General features: G+C 62.4%; 17 protein-coding genes. 16 read left to right on the top strand and 1 reads right to left on the bottom strand.

Annotation, left to right across the window (positions count from 1 at the left end; all coding sequences use genetic code 11):
* Positions 1-134 precede the first annotated feature (134 nt).
* From prfA to ACWF6P_RS31445, 15 genes are all read left to right on the top strand, one after another.
* Positions 135-1,214, top strand: coding sequence for a peptide chain release factor 1 (gene prfA / locus ACWF6P_RS31515; protein WP_452623664.1), 1,080 nt, complete (start codon positions 135-137; stop codon positions 1,212-1,214).
* 77 nt (positions 1,215-1,291) lie between these two features.
* Positions 1,292-2,224, top strand: coding sequence for a peptide chain release factor N(5)-glutamine methyltransferase (gene prmC, locus ACWF6P_RS31510; RefSeq protein WP_452623663.1), 933 nt, complete (start codon positions 1,292-1,294; stop codon positions 2,222-2,224).
* The gene (locus tag ACWF6P_RS31505) at positions 2,221-2,883 is read left to right on the top strand and encodes an L-threonylcarbamoyladenylate synthase (protein WP_452623662.1); all 663 of its coding nucleotides are present in this window, start codon (positions 2,221-2,223) and stop codon (positions 2,881-2,883) included. The genes prmC and ACWF6P_RS31505 overlap by 4 nt, the downstream gene beginning before the upstream one ends.
* A gap of 2 nt (positions 2,884-2,885) precedes the next feature.
* On the top strand, positions 2,886-4,211 hold the full coding sequence (locus ACWF6P_RS31500) for a serine hydroxymethyltransferase (RefSeq protein WP_452623661.1): 1,326 nt from the start codon (positions 2,886-2,888) through the stop codon (positions 4,209-4,211).
* Entirely contained in the window at positions 4,208-5,392 is a 1,185-nt protein-coding gene (locus tag ACWF6P_RS31495) for a glycosyltransferase family 4 protein (protein WP_452623660.1), read from the top strand. The genes ACWF6P_RS31500 and ACWF6P_RS31495 overlap by 4 nt, the downstream gene beginning before the upstream one ends.
* A 32-nt stretch (positions 5,393-5,424) precedes the next feature.
* The gene (locus ACWF6P_RS31490) at positions 5,425-5,895 is read left to right on the top strand and encodes a hypothetical protein (protein WP_411194354.1); all 471 of its coding nucleotides are present in this window, start codon (positions 5,425-5,427) and stop codon (positions 5,893-5,895) included.
* 280 nt (positions 5,896-6,175) lie between these two features.
* Positions 6,176-7,003: a F0F1 ATP synthase subunit A gene (gene atpB / locus ACWF6P_RS31485; RefSeq protein ID WP_452623658.1), complete on the top strand. Its 828-nt coding sequence runs from the start codon at positions 6,176-6,178 to the stop codon at positions 7,001-7,003.
* A gap of 83 nt (positions 7,004-7,086) precedes the next feature.
* Complete coding sequence (locus ACWF6P_RS31480; RefSeq protein ID WP_452623657.1) at positions 7,087-7,335, top strand: ATP synthase F0 subunit C; 249 nt, start codon at positions 7,087-7,089, stop codon at positions 7,333-7,335.
* A gap of 7 nt (positions 7,336-7,342) precedes the next feature.
* Positions 7,343-7,903, top strand: coding sequence for a F0F1 ATP synthase subunit B (locus ACWF6P_RS31475; RefSeq protein ID WP_042923197.1), 561 nt, complete (start codon positions 7,343-7,345; stop codon positions 7,901-7,903).
* A gap of 5 nt (positions 7,904-7,908) precedes the next feature.
* A complete protein-coding gene (locus ACWF6P_RS31470; protein WP_452623656.1) occupies positions 7,909-8,733 on the top strand; it encodes a F0F1 ATP synthase subunit delta in 825 nt (274 codons plus the stop codon).
* A gap of 62 nt (positions 8,734-8,795) precedes the next feature.
* Positions 8,796-10,439: a F0F1 ATP synthase subunit alpha gene (atpA, locus tag ACWF6P_RS31465; protein WP_007726218.1), complete on the top strand. Its 1,644-nt coding sequence runs from the start codon at positions 8,796-8,798 to the stop codon at positions 10,437-10,439.
* 48 nt (positions 10,440-10,487) lie between these two features.
* Entirely contained in the window at positions 10,488-11,471 is a 984-nt protein-coding gene (locus ACWF6P_RS31460; protein ID WP_003941320.1) for a F0F1 ATP synthase subunit gamma, read from the top strand.
* 3 nt (positions 11,472-11,474) lie between these two features.
* Positions 11,475-12,926, top strand: a complete 1,452-nt coding sequence (gene atpD / locus ACWF6P_RS31455; RefSeq protein ID WP_003941349.1) for a F0F1 ATP synthase subunit beta — start codon at positions 11,475-11,477, stop codon at positions 12,924-12,926.
* Positions 12,927-12,932: 6 nt separating this feature from the next.
* A complete protein-coding gene (locus ACWF6P_RS31450) occupies positions 12,933-13,301 on the top strand; it encodes a F0F1 ATP synthase subunit epsilon (RefSeq protein ID WP_003941287.1) in 369 nt (122 codons plus the stop codon).
* Positions 13,302-13,350: 49 nt separating this feature from the next.
* Positions 13,351-13,773, top strand: a complete 423-nt coding sequence (locus ACWF6P_RS31445; protein ID WP_276117342.1) for a DUF2550 domain-containing protein — start codon at positions 13,351-13,353, stop codon at positions 13,771-13,773.
* A gap of 10 nt (positions 13,774-13,783) precedes the next feature.
* Here ACWF6P_RS31445 and ACWF6P_RS31440 read toward each other — a convergent pair whose 3' ends face one another.
* Positions 13,784-14,356, bottom strand: a complete 573-nt coding sequence (locus ACWF6P_RS31440) for a cob(I)yrinic acid a,c-diamide adenosyltransferase (protein WP_452623655.1) — start codon at positions 14,354-14,356, stop codon at positions 13,784-13,786.
* Between the two features lie 54 nt (positions 14,357-14,410).
* Between ACWF6P_RS31440 and murA the strand changes: the two genes are divergently transcribed.
* A complete protein-coding gene (gene murA, locus ACWF6P_RS31435; RefSeq protein ID WP_378449330.1) occupies positions 14,411-15,670 on the top strand; it encodes a UDP-N-acetylglucosamine 1-carboxyvinyltransferase in 1,260 nt (419 codons plus the stop codon).
* Positions 15,671-16,034 lie beyond the last annotated feature (364 nt).

Genomic DNA, 16,034 nt, shown 5'->3' with positions numbered 1-16,034 from the left:
CGCCCGATCTGCCATGTGCAGATCGGGCGTCGGCTTTTTTGTGCCTGCACTCGGTTTGCGCGTTTCCCGGGTGCCGGCGTCGATCTGTCTTCAAGCGCGCACCGTAGGAATCGAAACTCAGAGCGGAGCGAACCATGGCAGGCGCAACCCAGCCCTCGGCCATCGACGACATCTTGGCGGAACACGCCGGTCTCGAAGCACAGATGTCCGATCCGGCGCTGCACAACGACCCTACTGCTGCCAGGCGCGTCGGTAAGCGGTTCTCCGAGCTCTCGCCGATCATGTCGACGTACAACAAGCTCACGGCCGCGCAGGACGATCTGGAAGCCGCGCGCGAACTCGCTGCCGACGATTCCAGCTTCGCCGCCGAGATCCCCGATCTCGAAGCCGAGGTCGCGCAACTCGAGCAGACGCTGACCGATCAGTTGGCACCCCGAGATCCGCATGACGGTGACGACATCGTCCTCGAAGTGAAGTCCGGTGAGGGTGGCGAAGAATCCGCACTCTTTGCCTCGGACCTGGCCCGCATGTACGTCCGCTACGCGGAACGGCACGGCTGGCGCGTCGAGATTCTCGACGCGACGGTCTCCGACCTCGGCGGATACAAGGAAGCCACACTGTCGATCAAGAGCAAGTCCGATACCCCGGACGGAGTGTGGGCGCGGCTCAAGTTCGAGGGCGGCGTTCACCGCGTCCAGCGAGTGCCCGTCACCGAATCCCAGGGACGCGTTCACACTTCGGCTGCCGGCGTTCTGGTGTACCCGGAACCCGAAGAGGTCGAGCAGGTCCAGATCGACGAAAGTGACCTGCGTATCGACGTCTACCGTTCGTCCGGCAAGGGCGGTCAGGGCGTCAACACGACGGACTCCGCTGTTCGAATCACGCACCTTCCGACCGGCATCGTCGTCACCTGTCAGAACGAGCGTTCACAGCTTCAGAACAAGGCTCGAGCCATGCAGGTGCTGGCAGCCCGTTTGCAGGTAGTCGCCGAGGAGGCCGCGGACGCAGAAGCGTCGGCAGGCCGCCAGAGCCAGGTTCGGACTGTAGACCGTTCGGAGCGCATCCGCACTTACAACTTCCCTGAGAACCGCATCACCGATCACCGCATCGGATTCAAGTCGCACAACCTCGACGCAGTGCTCGACGGTGAGCTCGACGCACTCCTCGACGCATTGGGCAAGGCGGACCGAGAGGCGCGTCTCGCGGCCGAGTAGATGCAGACCATGACGGACCTCCACCCCGCCGGGAACTCGGTGAACCGCGTGTCGGTCGAGCGTGGCAGGCTGTACCCGTGAGTCGACTTCCACTTCGTTTGGCGCTGATCGAAGCTGCAAAACAGCTCGACGCCGCAGGTGTGCCCAGCCCACGCACCGACGCCGAGTTGTTGGCATCCCACCTGCTCGGTGTCGAACGCACGCGCCTCGGATTGATTCCGTTGGTCGATCCCGAGGTCATCGCGGCGTTCGACGAGTTGGTTGCGCAACGCGTGAAGCGGATTCCGTTGCAGCACATCATCGGAGTCGCATCGATGGGCAACATCGACGTCGCTGTCGGTCCGGGCGTCTTCATTCCGCGGCCCGAAACCGAACTGCTCATGGGTTGGGCGCTCTCGTTCCTCGAAGGTTGCGGAAGCAAGCCGCCGGTAGTGCTGGACCTGTGCACGGGATCGGGTGTCCTCGCGCTGTCCATCGCCGAGGCTCGCCCCGACGCAGTCGTGCACGCCGTGGAGAAGGAGCCCGCCGCGCTGGCGTGGGCGCGTCGTAATGCCGCCGACCGCGAGGCCGCCAGTGATACGCCGATCCACCTGCATCAGGGCGATGTCACCGATCGGAACCTGTTGCCAGGGCTCGAGGGTGGCGTCGATTTGGTCGTGTCCAATCCGCCGTACATCCCCGAAGGCGCGCAATTGCAGCCTGAGGTCATGGATTACGACCCACACACCGCGCTGTTCGGTGGTGCAGACGGCCTGTCCGTCATCAAACCCATGATCAGCAACATCGCGCGGTGGCTGCGCATCGGCGGCGCGGCGGGCATCGAGCACGACGACACCAACGGTGACGGCGTCGCTGCGCTGTTCTCGGCGCGTCGGGTATTCGGCGAGGTCGCGCAGCATCCCGATCTTGCCGGTCGTCCGCGATTCGTCGTCGCCAGACGTGTCGCCACCGACGTCGAAGCCCAGCGGAATCGAACGCCTGAAGCGCAGAGTGAAAGGATGGCTGAGTGAGCACCGTGTACGACTGCAGTCAGACAGATTCCCGAACCGCAGGCTTGGCCGCCGCGAAGAACGCACTCAAGGCCGGCCGTCTCGTAGTTCTCCCTACCGACACCCTTTACGGCCTCGCCGCCGACGCGTTCGACAGCGAAGCTGTCACGAGTCTGTTGCGCGCCAAGGGCCGCGGGCGAGACATGCCCGTCCCGGTTCTGGTCGGATCGTGGAACACCATCGACGGACTCGTCTACAGCGTGCGCCCGCAGGCGCGGGATCTGATCCGCGCGTTCTGGCCCGGCGGGCTGAGCTTGGTCGTCGAGCAGGCACCTTCACTTGCCTGGGACCTGGGTGATACCCGCGGAACCGTCATGCTCCGCATGCCCTTGCACCCGGTTGCCCTCGAATTGTTGCGCGATGTCGGACCGCATGCCGTCTCGAGCGCCAACATCTCGGGTCGTCCGCCGGCCACCACCGCCGAGGAAGCCCGCGATCAGCTCGGCGGCTCTGCCAGCGTGTACCTCGACGGAGGCAAGGCCGAACACGCCGTTGCTTCCACGATCGTCGACCTGACCGGCAATTCACCGCGTATCTTGCGAGTGGGTGCCGTCTCGGCAGAATCCATCGCCGAGGTATTGGGCACCAGTCCGGAAAGCCTCGTAGAGGGAGTTTCGTAACGATGGTCGGCGCCGGCGGCGAGCGCGCGGGGGAATCCACGTACTGGGGACCGGATTTCGGTGAGCTTGCCACGGCAGATCCCGAGATCGCGGCTATTGCGCTGGCCGAACTCGAGCGTCAGCGCGGCGGGCTTCAACTCATCGCGAGCGAGAACTTCACCAGCCCGGCGGTACTGGCAGCCTTGGGCTCGACCCTGAGCAACAAGTACGCCGAGGGCTATCCGGGTCGGCGTTACTACGGCGGGTGCGAGTACGTCGACGCAGCCGAGAATTTGGCGATCGACCGGGCAAAAGCACTGTTCGGCGCTGAGCACATCAACGTTCAACCGCATTCGGGTGCCACTGCGAATCTCGCGGTGTACGCCGCATTCGCCAAGCCCGGCGACGCCGTACTGGCGATGAGTTTGCCGCACGGTGGGCATCTGACTCACGGATCTCGGGTCAGCTTTTCGGGGCAGTGGTTCACCACCGTTCCCTATCACGTCGATTCGGCTACCGAATTGATCGACTACGACGAGGTTCGCGCCCTGGCTCTGGCGCACAAGCCGAAGATCATCGTCGCCGGCGCGACCGCGTACTCCCGCACCATCGACTTCGCAGCCTTCCGCTCGATCGCAGACGAGGTCGGTGCGATCCTGTGGGTCGACGCCGCCCACTTCATCGGACTGGTGGCGGGCCAGGCGATACCGTCGTGCGTTCCCTATGCCGACGTAGTCTCCGCGACGACGCACAAGGTCCTCAGGGGCCCGCGCGGTGGAATGATCCTGTGCCGCAGCCGGCATGCCTCGGCTGTCGATCGCGCGGTCTTCCCCTTCATCCAGGGTGGGCCGATGATGCACGCGATCGCAGCGAAGGCGGTGGCATTCAAAGAAGCGTCGACACCGGAATATCGTTGGTATGCACAGGAAGTGGTTGCCAACGCGTCGGCGCTCGCGCAGTCGTTGGAAGCTCGCGGTCTGCGCACCGTGTCCGGTGGAACCGACACCCATCTGGCGCTTCTCGATCTGCGCGCAAGCGGGGTCACCGGAGTCGACGCCGAGCGCAGGTGCGGCCTGGCATCGATCACTCTCAACAAGAACGCAATTCCGTTCGATCCGCAATCGCCGGCCGTCACGTCCGGCATCCGTGTCGGATCCGCAGCCGTGACGACACAGGGTTTCAACCGTTCCGATATGAGCGTCGTGGGGGAGTTGATCGCGCGCGCAGTTGTCGCGGACCCCGCCACTACGGCCGGGGAGGCCGAATTGGCATCAGTTGCCGACGGCGTTCGCGAACTGGTTCGGGCAAAGCCTGCCTATCCCCGCCAAACGGGTGATCTCGCGCAGTGATCACTACCTGCGAAGCGACCACATATCTTGCACAGGGGGGCGGGGGAGCGGGTGTCCCCATCCGTGAACTGCTTCTCGTGCTGTGCACTGCGGCAGTGGTGACCTACCTGGCGACTGGCGCAGTCCGTTTGTTGGCGCTGCGGTTCGGCGCCGTCGCCATACCGCGTGATCGGGACGTGCACGTCGAGCCGATTCCGCGTCTCGGTGGCGTCGGAATGTACATCGGCATGGCTGTCGGACTGTTGTTTGCGCAGCAATTACCTGCGCTCACAAGGGGTTTCGGCTTCGGTAGTCCCGACGTTCATGCCGCACTCGTTGCGGGAGCCGTCATCGTCCTCGTGGGCGTGATCGACGACAGGTGGGGTCTCGACGCTCTCACCAAGTTCGTGGGTCAGGTGACTGCGGCCGGCGTTCTCGTGGTGATGGGTGTCAGTTGGTTCATCATCTACAACCCGTTCGGTGACGGTGGGTCCACCATCATCCTCGATCAGATTCAATCGGGACTGTTCACCGTTGCTGTTGCCGTGGCGACCATCAACGCCATGAACTTCGTAGACGGTCTCGACGGGTTGGCCGCCGGGCTGGGACTGATCGCAGCGCTTGCCATCCTCATCTTCTCGATCGGTCTTCTCCACGATCAGGGCGGCGACGCGAGTGTCTACCCGCCGGCAATGATTGCCGCGGCGCTGGCCGGGGCTTGTCTCGGTTTTCTTCCGCACAACTTCAATCCAGCGCGCATTTTCATGGGCGATTCCGGGTCGATGTTGATCGGTCTGATGCTCGCTGCGATCTCCACCAGCGCATCCGGTCGCATTCCGCTCGCTGCCTACGGAACCCGCGACCTCGTCGGCCTTCTCGCGCCGTTGTTGCTGGTCGGTGCTGTGATGTTCATCCCGATGCTGGACATGCTCCTGGCTGTGATCCGCCGGACGAAAGCGGGCGTCAGTCCGTTCAGTCCGGACAAGATGCATCTGCATCACCGCCTCTTGCAGATCGGACACACGCATCGACGAGTAGTGCTGGTCATCTACTTGTGGGTCAGCGTTCTTGCCTTCGGTGCCGTCGGATCCTCGCTGCTCAATCGTCAGCTGGTTGTCGTACTCGTCGCGGCCGGGTTGGTCATTGCTCTGTTCTTCACCGCGGTGCCTTCTCTGATCGATCGCAAGCAGCAGCGTCGCTAGCCAAGTTTTCCGATCCATTACCCTTGGGCATCGTGACGAACACGCCGCAGCCTGTACCTGCCTCGCAACCCATCCCCGATTCGACCGCCGCCATGAAGGCAGCCGTGAAGTGGGGTGTGATGGGGCTGATCGCGCTGGCCGTGGTCGGCGCGCTCCTGGGCGGGCTCTTCGCCGGTAAGGAAGGCGTCTACGGCGCTCTGATCGGCGCAGCCGTCGGCGGTGGGTTCATCCTGTTCACGGCGTTGGGCGTGCTGCTCACCGCAAAGCTGCCGGCGCTCACGGCCGGCGCAGTCCTACTCGGCACATGGCTGCTGAAGATGATTCTCGCGATGGTGGTTCTGTTTGTCCTCTCGGACATGGATTTCTACAACAAGACTGCCCTCGTGCTGGTCATCATCATGTCGCTGGTCGTGGTGCTCGGTGCGGAGACATATGGAGTTCTCGCAACCAAGACTCCGTACGTCGATCCCACTCCCAGCAGCAACGTCGACGACGCCGAGTAGTACTACAAGACGTAACTAATCGGACTTCCAGGTACCCCATCTACACAATGTCGTAGATGACTTGATAAGGTTCGGTTCAAGCGAGAGCAATGGTGGGCCGAGTAACACTCAGCCGACGATGCCATGTGCTCGCAGGTGGTCGAAATTCTGACCGCTGAGTCGACGAGAGTCGCCGACACCGACAGACGCCAGGTCCCTCTAGGGTTCTCCAGCTGCTGACGAATGCGCGAGTCGAACTTGTCGACTTGTAGATCGTCAATGTCCGATCGAACCACAGTCAATGATGGCTGCGGACCGACTACGGGAGAGAACGCTGAGCGTCACCACCCTGGCCGCGGATGAATTCCATCCGCCGTCACTAGACGATTTTTTCCCGCCCTCCGTGTTGATTCACGCGGGCCCCTTCGAGCTCGACCGTCTGATGCTGATCCGTCTGCTGATGTCGGTGCTGGTCGCAGCGTTCTTCGTGATCGCGATGCGCAGCCCTCGACTGGTTCCCCGCGGACTTCAGAACGCAGCTGAGCTTGCGCTCGACTTCGTTCGGATCAACATCGCCGAGGAGATCCTGGGCAAGGAACAGGGCAAGCGCTTCCTGCCGGTCATCACGACGATCTTCTTCCTCGTGGTCGCCAGCAACCTGGCCAGCATCATTCCTTTCCTGAACATCTCGCCCAACGCGCGAATCGGTATGCCGCTGGTACTCGCAGCGCTCGCCTACATCGTGTTCAACTACGTGGGAATCAAGAAGTACGGCTTCTTCAAGTACGTCAAGAGCAGCATCGTCGTTCCCGGCGTTCCGCCTGCACTGCACGTACTGCTGATCCCGATCGAGTTCATCTCGACCTTCATCCTGCGTCCGTTCACGCTGATGGTTCGTCTTATGGCCAACATGTTGGCCGGCCACATCCTGCTGGTGCTGTTCTTCAGCGCGACGAACTACTTCTTCTTCGTGTCCGGCGGATTCCAGGCGATCTTCGGCGTTCCGTCGATCATTGCCGGTATCGCATTCACGTTCTTCGAACTGCTGGTCATCTTCCTGCAGGCTTACGTGTTCGCGCTGCTGACCGCCGTGTATATCGAATTGGCGCTCCACGCCGACGAGCACTGACCTTTTACCTCATCACCAGCTACACCAAGAACTGAGCCTCTCGTCGAATCCGGCGGAGGTCAACAGAAAGGGAACGGAACACCATGAGCCTCGCATACCTGGCACAGGACGCTGTCGAGACTGTCTCTCGCTCCAAGGGCTTCGGAGCCATCGGCTACGGCCTCGCAGCAATCGGCCCCGGCATCGGCGTGGGTATCGTTGTTGGTAAGGCAATCGAAGGCATGGTTCGCCAGCCCGAGATGGCCGGACAGGTTCGCACCACGATGTTCCTCGGTATTGCATTCACCGAGGCCCTCGCGCTGATCGGCCTTGTCGCCGGCTTCATCTTCTAAGACAGACATGGCAGCCACCATCGCAATTCTCGCGGCGGAGGGGACGACCGAACACAATCCCCTGATTCCCGAGACATACGACATCGTGTGGTCCGCGGTCGCGCTCGTCGTAGTCGGTTTTGTCTTCTGGAAGCTCGTTCTTCCGAAGTTCCAGAAGGTCTTGGCCGAACGCACCGAGCAGATCGAGGGCGGTATTCAGAAGGCCGAAGCAGCACAGGCAGAGGCAGCAGCAGCGCTCGAGCAGTACCGCGCACAGCTCGCCGAAGCTCGTACCGAGGCAGCGCAGATCCGTGAGGAAGCGCGTACCCAAGGTCAGCAGATCATCGCTGACATGAAGGTTCAGGCGCAGGACGAGAGCGATCGCATCGTGGCCGCAGGCCACAGCCAGCTCGTCGCCCAGCGCCAGCAGATCGTCGCTGAGCTCCGCTCGGATCTCGGCAAGACCGCTGTAGACCTGGCCGAGAAGGTCATCGGGGAGTCCCTCGCCGACGACGTGAAGCGTGCCGGAACGGTTGATCGATTCCTCAACGAGCTCGACACCGTCAGCGCTGATTCAGCCAGGAAGTGAGCAACATGTACGCAGCGAGCCGTGAAGCCTTGGCGCAGACTCGTTCTGCGCTGAGCAGTGCCCTGGGCGCCGTCTCTGCAGGAGCCGCAACTGCTGCTTCTGCTCAGGCTGGGTCCGAGCTCTTCTCGGTGGTCGAGGTACTCGACGGCCAGCGCGCTCTTCGCAGCGCGCTGGCTGACGCTTCGGCACCGGCCGCTGGTCGCCAGGCTTTGGCAGAGCAGTTGTTCTCCGGAAAGGTCGGCGCCGAGGCGCTCGCCACCGTGAAGGCAGCTGCAGGCCAGGACTGGTCTGCGGCCCGCGACTTGGTCAACTCGCTCGAACTGCTCGGACGCGAAGCTCTGCTCCGTGCTGCAGTTGATCAGAGCCAGTTGGACACCGTTGAGGACGAGCTCTTCCGTCTCGGCCGCATCGTGGCAGGGGATCCCAGCCTGGAGCAGACGCTCTCGGATCTGTCGGTTCCCGCAGCCCGCAAGCGTGAGTTCCTCTCCCGTTTGCTCTACGGCAAGGTCACCGCGGTCACCGAGGCACTCGCCGGACAGGCCGTCGGCCGGTTGAAGTCTGCGCCCGCAGACACTTTCGATCAGCTGTCGAATCTTGCCGCAGCGCAGCGCGATACCACCGTTGCTCACGTTCGCAGCGCCTCGGCGTTGAGCTCGGAGCAGTCGGATCGCTTGGCCAGCACTCTTACCCGCACCTACGGGAAGCCGGTAGCAGTACACGTCGAGGTTGATCCAGAACTCCTCAGCGGCTTGGTCGTCCGGGTGGGCGACGAGGTTATCGACGGCAGCGCAGCGGGTCGACTCGCAGCACTGCGGAAGAACCTCAAGTAGTCCTTCAGCCGAACACATACTCCAGATCTTTTCGAAGACCAGACACCGAGAGCAGGAAAAACATGGCGGAGCTGACGATCTCCTCCGACGAGATCCGTAGCGCGATCGACAACTACACCGCGAGCTACTCCCCGGAGGCCTCCCGTGAGGAGGTCGGCACAGTGACCGACACCAGTGACGGCATTGCGCACGTCTCTGGCCTGCCTTCGGCTATGTCCAACGAGCTGTTGGAGTTCCCCGGTGGAATCGTCGGCGTCGCGCTCAACCTGGATGCCACCGAAATCGGTGCCGTCATCCTTGGCGATTACCAGAACATCCAAGAAGGCCAGGAAGTAAAGCGCACGGGCGACGTTCTGTCGGTTCCCGTCGGCGATGCTTTCCTCGGCCGCGTCATCGACCCGCTGGGTGCGCCCATCGACGGCCTCGGCGAGATCGAGAGCACCGAAAACCGTGCACTCGAACTGCAGGCTGCTTCGGTGCTCGAGCGTCAGCCGGTCGAAGAGCCGCTCCAGACCGGTATCAAGGCTATCGACGCCATGACCCCGATCGGCCGCGGCCAGCGCCAGCTCATCATCGGCGACCGCAAGACCGGCAAGACCGCGGTCTGCATCGACGCCATCCTGAACCAGAAGGCCAACTGGGATTCCGGCGATGTCAACAAGCAGGTGCGCTGCATCTACGTTGCCATCGGTCAGAAGGGTTCCACCATCGCGGGCGTCAAGGCTGCCCTCGAGGAGAAGGGCGCGATGGAGTACACCACCATCGTTGCTGCTCCGGCATCTGATTCTGCAGGCTTCAAGTGGCTCGCACCGTACACCGGCTCGGCCATCGGCCAGCACTGGATGTACCAGGGCAAGCACGTTCTGGTCGTGTTCGACGACCTGACCAAGCAGGCAGAGGCGTACCGCGCCATCTCGCTCCTGCTGCGTCGCCCGCCGGGACGCGAGGCTTACCCCGGTGACGTCTTCTACTTGCACTCCCGTCTGCTGGAGCGTTCGGCGAAGCTGTCCGACGCACTCGGCGGTGGCTCGCTGACGGCTCTGCCGATCATCGAGACCAAGGCGAACGACGTCTCGGCTTACATCCCGACCAACGTCATCTCCATCACCGACGGTCAGGTGTTCCTCGAGTCCGACCTGTTCAACAAGGGCGTTCGCCCCGCGATCAACGTCGGTATCTCGGTCTCCCGCGTCGGTGGCGCTGCACAGACCAAGGGCATGAAGAAGGTTTCCGGTTCGCTGCGTCTGGAACTGGCTCAGTTCCGTGAGCTCGAAGCGTTCTCCGCCTTCGCATCCGACCTCGACGCTGCCTCCAAGGCTCAGCTCGAGCGCGGTGCCCGTCTGGTCGAGCTGCTCAAGCAGGATCAGTACAGCCCGATCCCCGTCGAGGACCAGATCGTCTCGATCTACCTCGCCGGCGAAGGCATCTTCGACAGCGTTCCGATCGGCGACGTCCGTCGCTTCGAGAAGGAACTGCTCGAAGACCTCAAGCACTCGGCTGCAGGCGTCTACTCCAGCATCAACGGCGGTAAGGCACTCGATGCCGACAACGCTGCTGAGCTGATCGCTGCAACGAACAAGTTCAAGGAAGGCTTCATCGCATCCGACGGAAGCCGGGTAGTGAACGAAGCCGAGGCTGACGCTTTGGGCGCCGACGAGGTCGCGAACGAGCAGATCAACGTCAAGCGCAAGACCGTCAGCAAGTGACGTACGCGCCCATGACACTGCGAATTCCGAAGGGAGAGTGATTGATCGATGGCGAGCATTCTCGAATTGCGGTCTCGTATCAAGTCGGTCAACTCGACCAAGAAGATCACCAAGGCACAGGAACTGATCGCGACTTCGCGTATCACCAAGGCTCAGATTCGCGTCGCCGCGTCCAAGCCGTATGCCGAGGAGATCACGAAGGTACTCACCGAATTGGCGAGTGCGTCTGCTTCGCTCGATCACCCGTTGCTCAACGAGCGTCCGGAGCCCAAGCGGGCTGCCGTGCTTGTTGTCACCAGTGACCGCGGCATGTGTGGCGGCTACAACTCCAACGTCCTCAAGCAGGCAGAAGAGCTCATGGCTCTCCTCCGCAGCGAGGGCAAGGAGCCGGTCGTCTACGTGCTCGGTTCCAAGGGGCTCGGCTACTACACGTTCCGCGGCCGCGACATCGGTGCAGCGTGGACGGGCTTCTCGCAGGATCCGGGTTACTCGGATGCAGCGAAGGCCAGCCGCCACCTGGTGGAGCTGTTCATGGCTGGTTCGGGTAACCAGGTTGCCGCTCCGAACGGTGAAGGCACGATCGAGGGCGTCGACGAGCTCCATATCGTCTACACCCGCTTCGTGTCGATGCTGACGCAGACTCCCGAGGTTCGCCGTATGGCTCCTCTCGAGGTCTTCGTGTCGGAAGAGCGCATCGAACTCGGTGACGACATGCTGACCAACGGCCACGACGACGACCATGACAATGGCCCCGTCGCGGACTTCAGCTTCGAGCCCGAGCCCGAGAAGCTTCTCGGCGCTCTTCTCCCGAAGTACGTCAGCACTCGTATCTTCTCGTCGCTTCTCGATGCTGCGGCATCGGAGTCGGCAGCCCGTCGTACAGCTATGAAGGCCGCGACGGACAACGCAAACGAACTGGTGAACACGTTGAGCCGTCAGGCCAACCAGGCTCGCCAGGCCCAGATCACCCAGGAAATCAGCGAGATCGTCGGCGGCGCCAACGCGCTCGCCTCGAGCGCAGGAAGTGACTAGCACATGACCGCAGCAGTAACCGAAAACAACGGGGCAGGTTCGGCTTCGGCCGTAGCCGGCCGCGTCGTGCGGGTCATCGGTCCCGTCGTGGACGTTGAATTCCCGCGTGGCGCTGTTCCTGAACTGTTCAACGCCCTGAACGCCGAGATCACGCTTCCCTCGGTCGCCAAGACGCTGACGCTCGAGGTTGCACAGCACCTCGGTGACAACCTGGTCCGCACCGTCTCCATGCAGCCCACCGACGGCCTCGTCCGCGGCACTGCAGTGACCGACTCGGGCAAGCCGATCTCGGTTCCCGTCGGTGACGTCGTCAAGGGCCACGTGTTCAACGCACTGGGCGATTGCCTCGACACCCCGGGCCTCGGCCGCGACGGCGAGCAGTGGGGCATCCACCGCAAGCCACCAGCCTTCGATCAGCTCGAAGGTAAGACCGAGATCCTCGAGACCGGCATCAAGGTCATCGACCTTCTCACCCCGTACGTCAAGGGTGGAAAGATCGGCCTGTTCGGTGGCGCCGGTGTCGGCAAGACCGTTCTGATCCAGGAAATGATCACGCGTATCGCTCGCGAGTTCTCGGGCACCTCGGTGTTCGCAGGCGTCGGTGAGCGTACCCGTGAGGGCACCGACCTCCACCTGGAAATGGAAGAGATGGGCGTCCTCCAGGACACCGCCCTTGTCTTCGGCCAGATGGACGAGCCGCCCGGAACGCGTATGCGCGTCGCCCTGTCCGCACTGACGATGGCGGAGTACTTCCGCGACGTTCAGGGTCAGGACGTTCTGCTGTTCATCGACAACATCTTCCGCTTCACGCAGGCAGGTTCCGAGGTTTCCACCCTCCTCGGCCGTATGCCTTCGGCAGTGGGCTACCAGCCCACGCTGGCGGACGAGATGGGTGAGCTCCAGGAGCGCATCACCTCGACCCGTGGTCGCTCGATCACCTCGCTGCAGGCTATTTACGTGCCCGCCGACGACTACACCGACCCCGCGCCGGCTACGACGTTCGCGCACCTCGATGCCACCACCGAGCTCTCGCGCCCGATTTCGCAGATGGGTATCTACCCCGCTGTGGATCCGCTGAGCTCGACCTCCCGCATCCTGGAGCCCGGCATCGTCGGTGCAGAGCACTTCCGCGTTGCCAACGAGGTCAAGCGCATCCTGCAGAAGTACAAGGAACTGCAGGACATCATCGCCATCCTCGGTATGGACGAGCTTCAGGAAGAGGACAAGGTCCTCGTCGGCCGCGCCCGTCGTATCCAGAAGTTCCTCGGCCAGAACTTCATCGTTGCCGAGAAGTTCACCGGTGAGCCCGGCTCCGTCGTGCCGCTCCGCGACACGATCGAAGCCTTCGACCGCGTCTGCAAGGGCGAGTTCGATCACCTGCCCGAGCAGGCATTCAACAGCTGCGGTGGACTCGACGACGTCGAGGCTGCAGCCAAGAAGATGGCCGGGAAGTAGTCCACGATGGCTGAGATGACCGTAGAACTCGTTGCCGTCGAGCAGCGCTTGTGGTCTGGTTCGGCGACGCTGGTCAGCGCTCAGACCACCGAGGGTGAAATCGGAATCATGCCTGGGCATGAGCCGGTCCTCGGTCAGCTGATCGAGGGCGGAACCGTGTCGATCACCTCGGTCGACGGCGAGCGTATCGTTGCTGCAGTACACGGAGGATTCCTCTCCGTCACTGCGACGACGGTGACGATCCTTGCCGAGTCCGCGGACATGGCACAGGACATCGACGTCGAGGCAGCCAAGGCTGTCTTGGCCGAGAACTCGGGCGACCTCGAAGCGATTGCGGTCGCCAAGGGTCAGCTCCGGGCCGTCGAGCGCGCGTAAGTTACTCGAGTAAAGCCGCGACGGGAGCCGACGAACAGTGACATTCGGAATGACTGTATTGATCATTCTGGTTGTGCTGCTCGCGGTTCTCGTCGCGGCTTTTCTGTATCGTCTTGTAGTTTTGCGCCGAGGCGGTACTGCTGCACTGCTTCGTGTCTTGCCATCCCCGGGGGACAGCGGGTGGCGGCACGGAATCATTCGCTACGGCGAAACCACTTTCGTTTTTTTCAAGCTGTCGAGTCTGCGGCCCGGCCCGGACTCCAGAATTGATCGTCAAGGTATCGAGGTCGAGAGCCGTCGCTCTCCCTCAGGCACCGAATTCGACATCATGAGCGACGACATCGTCGTCGTGAAGGTGAACGACGGATCGTCGGCCTACGAAATCGCTTTGGACAGTGGGGCATTGACAGCTTTCCTGTCCTGGGTCGAGTCGCGGCCGGACGGGCGCGCCCGTAGGCGACGCACCGCCTGACCGGTCCCGCTCAAGCCCCGGCGCCGGGCTTCCAGAGCACATCGCCTTCAGGGTTTGCCACTCTTCCCATGATGAAGAGCAGATCCGACAACCTGTTGAGGTATTTCGCGGGGAGGACGCTTGTGTCTTCCGGGTTTGCATCGATGGCGGACCAGGCCGCACGCTCCGCACGCCGTGAGACGGTTCTTGCTACGTGAAGCAGGGCACCCAGGGCAGTTCCGCCCGGCAGAATGAACGAATTCAACGGTGCCAGTTGCTCATTGAGCTCATCGCACCATCCTTCGAGTCGATCGATATAAGCCTGAGTCACTCGCAGTGGTGGGTACTTCGGATTCTCGACGAGCGGGGTGGACAAGTCGGCCCCTGCGTCGAAGAGGTCGTTCTGGATCTGGCGCAGCATCGCGAGGAGATTGTCCGGGGGAGTGCCGAGGGCAACGGCCACACCGATCGCTGCGTTGGTCTCGTCACAATCCGCGTAGGCGATCAGACGCGGATCGTTCTTGGACACGCGGGAAAAATCGCTGAGGCCCGTGGTCCCGTCGTCGCCGGTCCGGGTGTAGATCTTCGTCAGGTGAACAGACATAGGGCTACGGTACCGGCGCGGTGCCGACGAGGTTGTGGCTCTAGGCTGTGAACCGTGAGTGAGCACTTTCTTGTGACCGGGGGTAACCGCCTCGAAGGTGAAGTACTGGTGGGAGGGGCCAAGAACAGTGTGTTGAAGCTGATGGCCGCTGCGCTGTTGGCCGAAGGCACAACTGTCGTGACCAACTGCCCGGACATTCTCGACGTACCCCTGATGGCGGACGTCTTGCGAGGTCTGGGCTGCGAAGTTGAACTCGAAGACTCCGAAGTGCGGATCACGACGCCGGCCGAGCCGAAGTATCACGCTGACTTCGATGCGGTGAAACAGTTCCGAGCGTCAGTGTGTGTTCTCGGTCCGCTGGTCGCGCGCTGTCGCCGCGCTGTTGTCGCCTTGCCTGGTGGCGACGCCATCGGTTCGAGGCCCCTCGACATGCACCAATCCGGGCTCCGCCTGTTGGGTGCGCGCAGCGAGATCGAACATGGATGTGTAGTTGCCGAGGCAGATGACCTGCACGGCGCGAACATTCGCCTGGTGTTCCCGTCGGTGGGTGCAACCGAGAACATCTTGATGGCAGCGGTCCTCGCCCGTGGTGAGACCGTGATCGACAACGCTGCACGTGAGCCCGAGATCGTGGATCTGTGCAACATGCTCAACGAGATGGGCGCCAAGGTATCTGGCGGCGGAAGTTCGACGCTCACCATTCAAGGCGTCCGGAAGTTGGAACCGACTACGCACCGTGTCATCGGTGATCGGATCGTCGCTGCAACGTGGGGCGTCGCAGCCTCTATGACCAGGGGTGACGTCCGCGTTCGCGGGGTGAACCACAAGCATCTCGGACTGGTCCTCGACAAGCTTCGGACAGCCGGCGCGGAGGTGACGCCCGAGGTCGACGGCTTCCGTGTCATCCAGCGAGAACGGCCTAAGGCGGTCAATTTCGCAACCTTGCCTTACCCCGGATTCCCCACTGACCTGCAGCCGATGGCAATCGGTTTGGCTGCGGTTGCCGAGGGCACGTCGATGATCACCGAGAACGTGTTCGAATCACGCTTCCGATTTGTCGAGGAAATGATCCGACTCGGCGCCGACGCTCGTACTGATGGTCACCATGCTGTGATCCGCGGCGTTCCAGTGTTGTCGAGTGCGCCGGTGTGGTCTTCGGACATTCGGGCCGGAGCCGGGCTCGTGCTTGCCGGGTTGGTCGCGGACGGAACCACCGAAGTTCACGACATCTTCCATATCGACCGTGGATACCCGCGATTCGTCGAGAATCTCCGTGGACTCGGGGGAGTGATCGAGCGGGTGAGCACCGAATAGGTATCGGTGCTCGGCGTCACACTCGGGCCTAGTCGCCGTTGGTGGAATGACAAAACTGTCTGACCTGGCCTTGGCTGACCAATTCGCTGTAGTGACCAGGCGATTTGTGAATTGATTGAAGGTTCGCGTAACTTATTCCAAGTCAGAGCGACACGGACACCGACTCCCGCTTCACAGCGAGTGACACGAGGTTGTACGAAGTGCCTGACCAAATTTCGAAGTAGTTTCCATCATGTATGGTTGTGCTTCACCTCCAGTTGTTCTTCACGAGGTTCCGGTTTGCGCCGGTGACCTGGTTGGGGTAGGCTGGAAAAGTTGCCCCGGAGCGGCGGCCATAGGGTCGTGGTGATGGTGTGTGCGTGTT

The sequence above is a fragment of the Rhodococcus sp. NPDC055024 genome, from assembly GCF_053608585.1.
Note: the sequence above shows the minus strand (reverse complement) of the source record. Positions and strands in the feature narration are given on the sequence as shown.

Coding starts and splice junctions, on each gene's coding strand:
- ACWF6P_RS31460 (WP_003941320.1), top strand. CDS start 10,488: ATGGCGAGCATTCTCGAATTGCGGTCTCGTATCAAGTCGGTCAACTCG.
- atpB (WP_452623658.1), top strand. CDS start 6,176: ATGATGGCTGCGGACCGACTACGGGAGAGAACGCTGAGCGTCACCACC.
- atpA (WP_007726218.1), top strand. CDS start 8,796: ATGGCGGAGCTGACGATCTCCTCCGACGAGATCCGTAGCGCGATCGAC.
- prfA (WP_452623664.1), top strand. CDS start 135: ATGGCAGGCGCAACCCAGCCCTCGGCCATCGACGACATCTTGGCGGAA.
- ACWF6P_RS31440 (WP_452623655.1), bottom strand. CDS start 14,356: ATGTCTGTTCACCTGACGAAGATCTACACCCGGACCGGCGACGACGGG.
- atpD (WP_003941349.1), top strand. CDS start 11,475: ATGACCGCAGCAGTAACCGAAAACAACGGGGCAGGTTCGGCTTCGGCC.
- ACWF6P_RS31480 (WP_452623657.1), top strand. CDS start 7,087: ATGAGCCTCGCATACCTGGCACAGGACGCTGTCGAGACTGTCTCTCGC.
- ACWF6P_RS31445 (WP_276117342.1), top strand. CDS start 13,351: ATGACTGTATTGATCATTCTGGTTGTGCTGCTCGCGGTTCTCGTCGCG.
- ACWF6P_RS31475 (WP_042923197.1), top strand. CDS start 7,343: ATGGCAGCCACCATCGCAATTCTCGCGGCGGAGGGGACGACCGAACAC.
- ACWF6P_RS31450 (WP_003941287.1), top strand. CDS start 12,933: ATGGCTGAGATGACCGTAGAACTCGTTGCCGTCGAGCAGCGCTTGTGG.
- ACWF6P_RS31500 (WP_452623661.1), top strand. CDS start 2,886: ATGGTCGGCGCCGGCGGCGAGCGCGCGGGGGAATCCACGTACTGGGGA.
- ACWF6P_RS31470 (WP_452623656.1), top strand. CDS start 7,909: ATGTACGCAGCGAGCCGTGAAGCCTTGGCGCAGACTCGTTCTGCGCTG.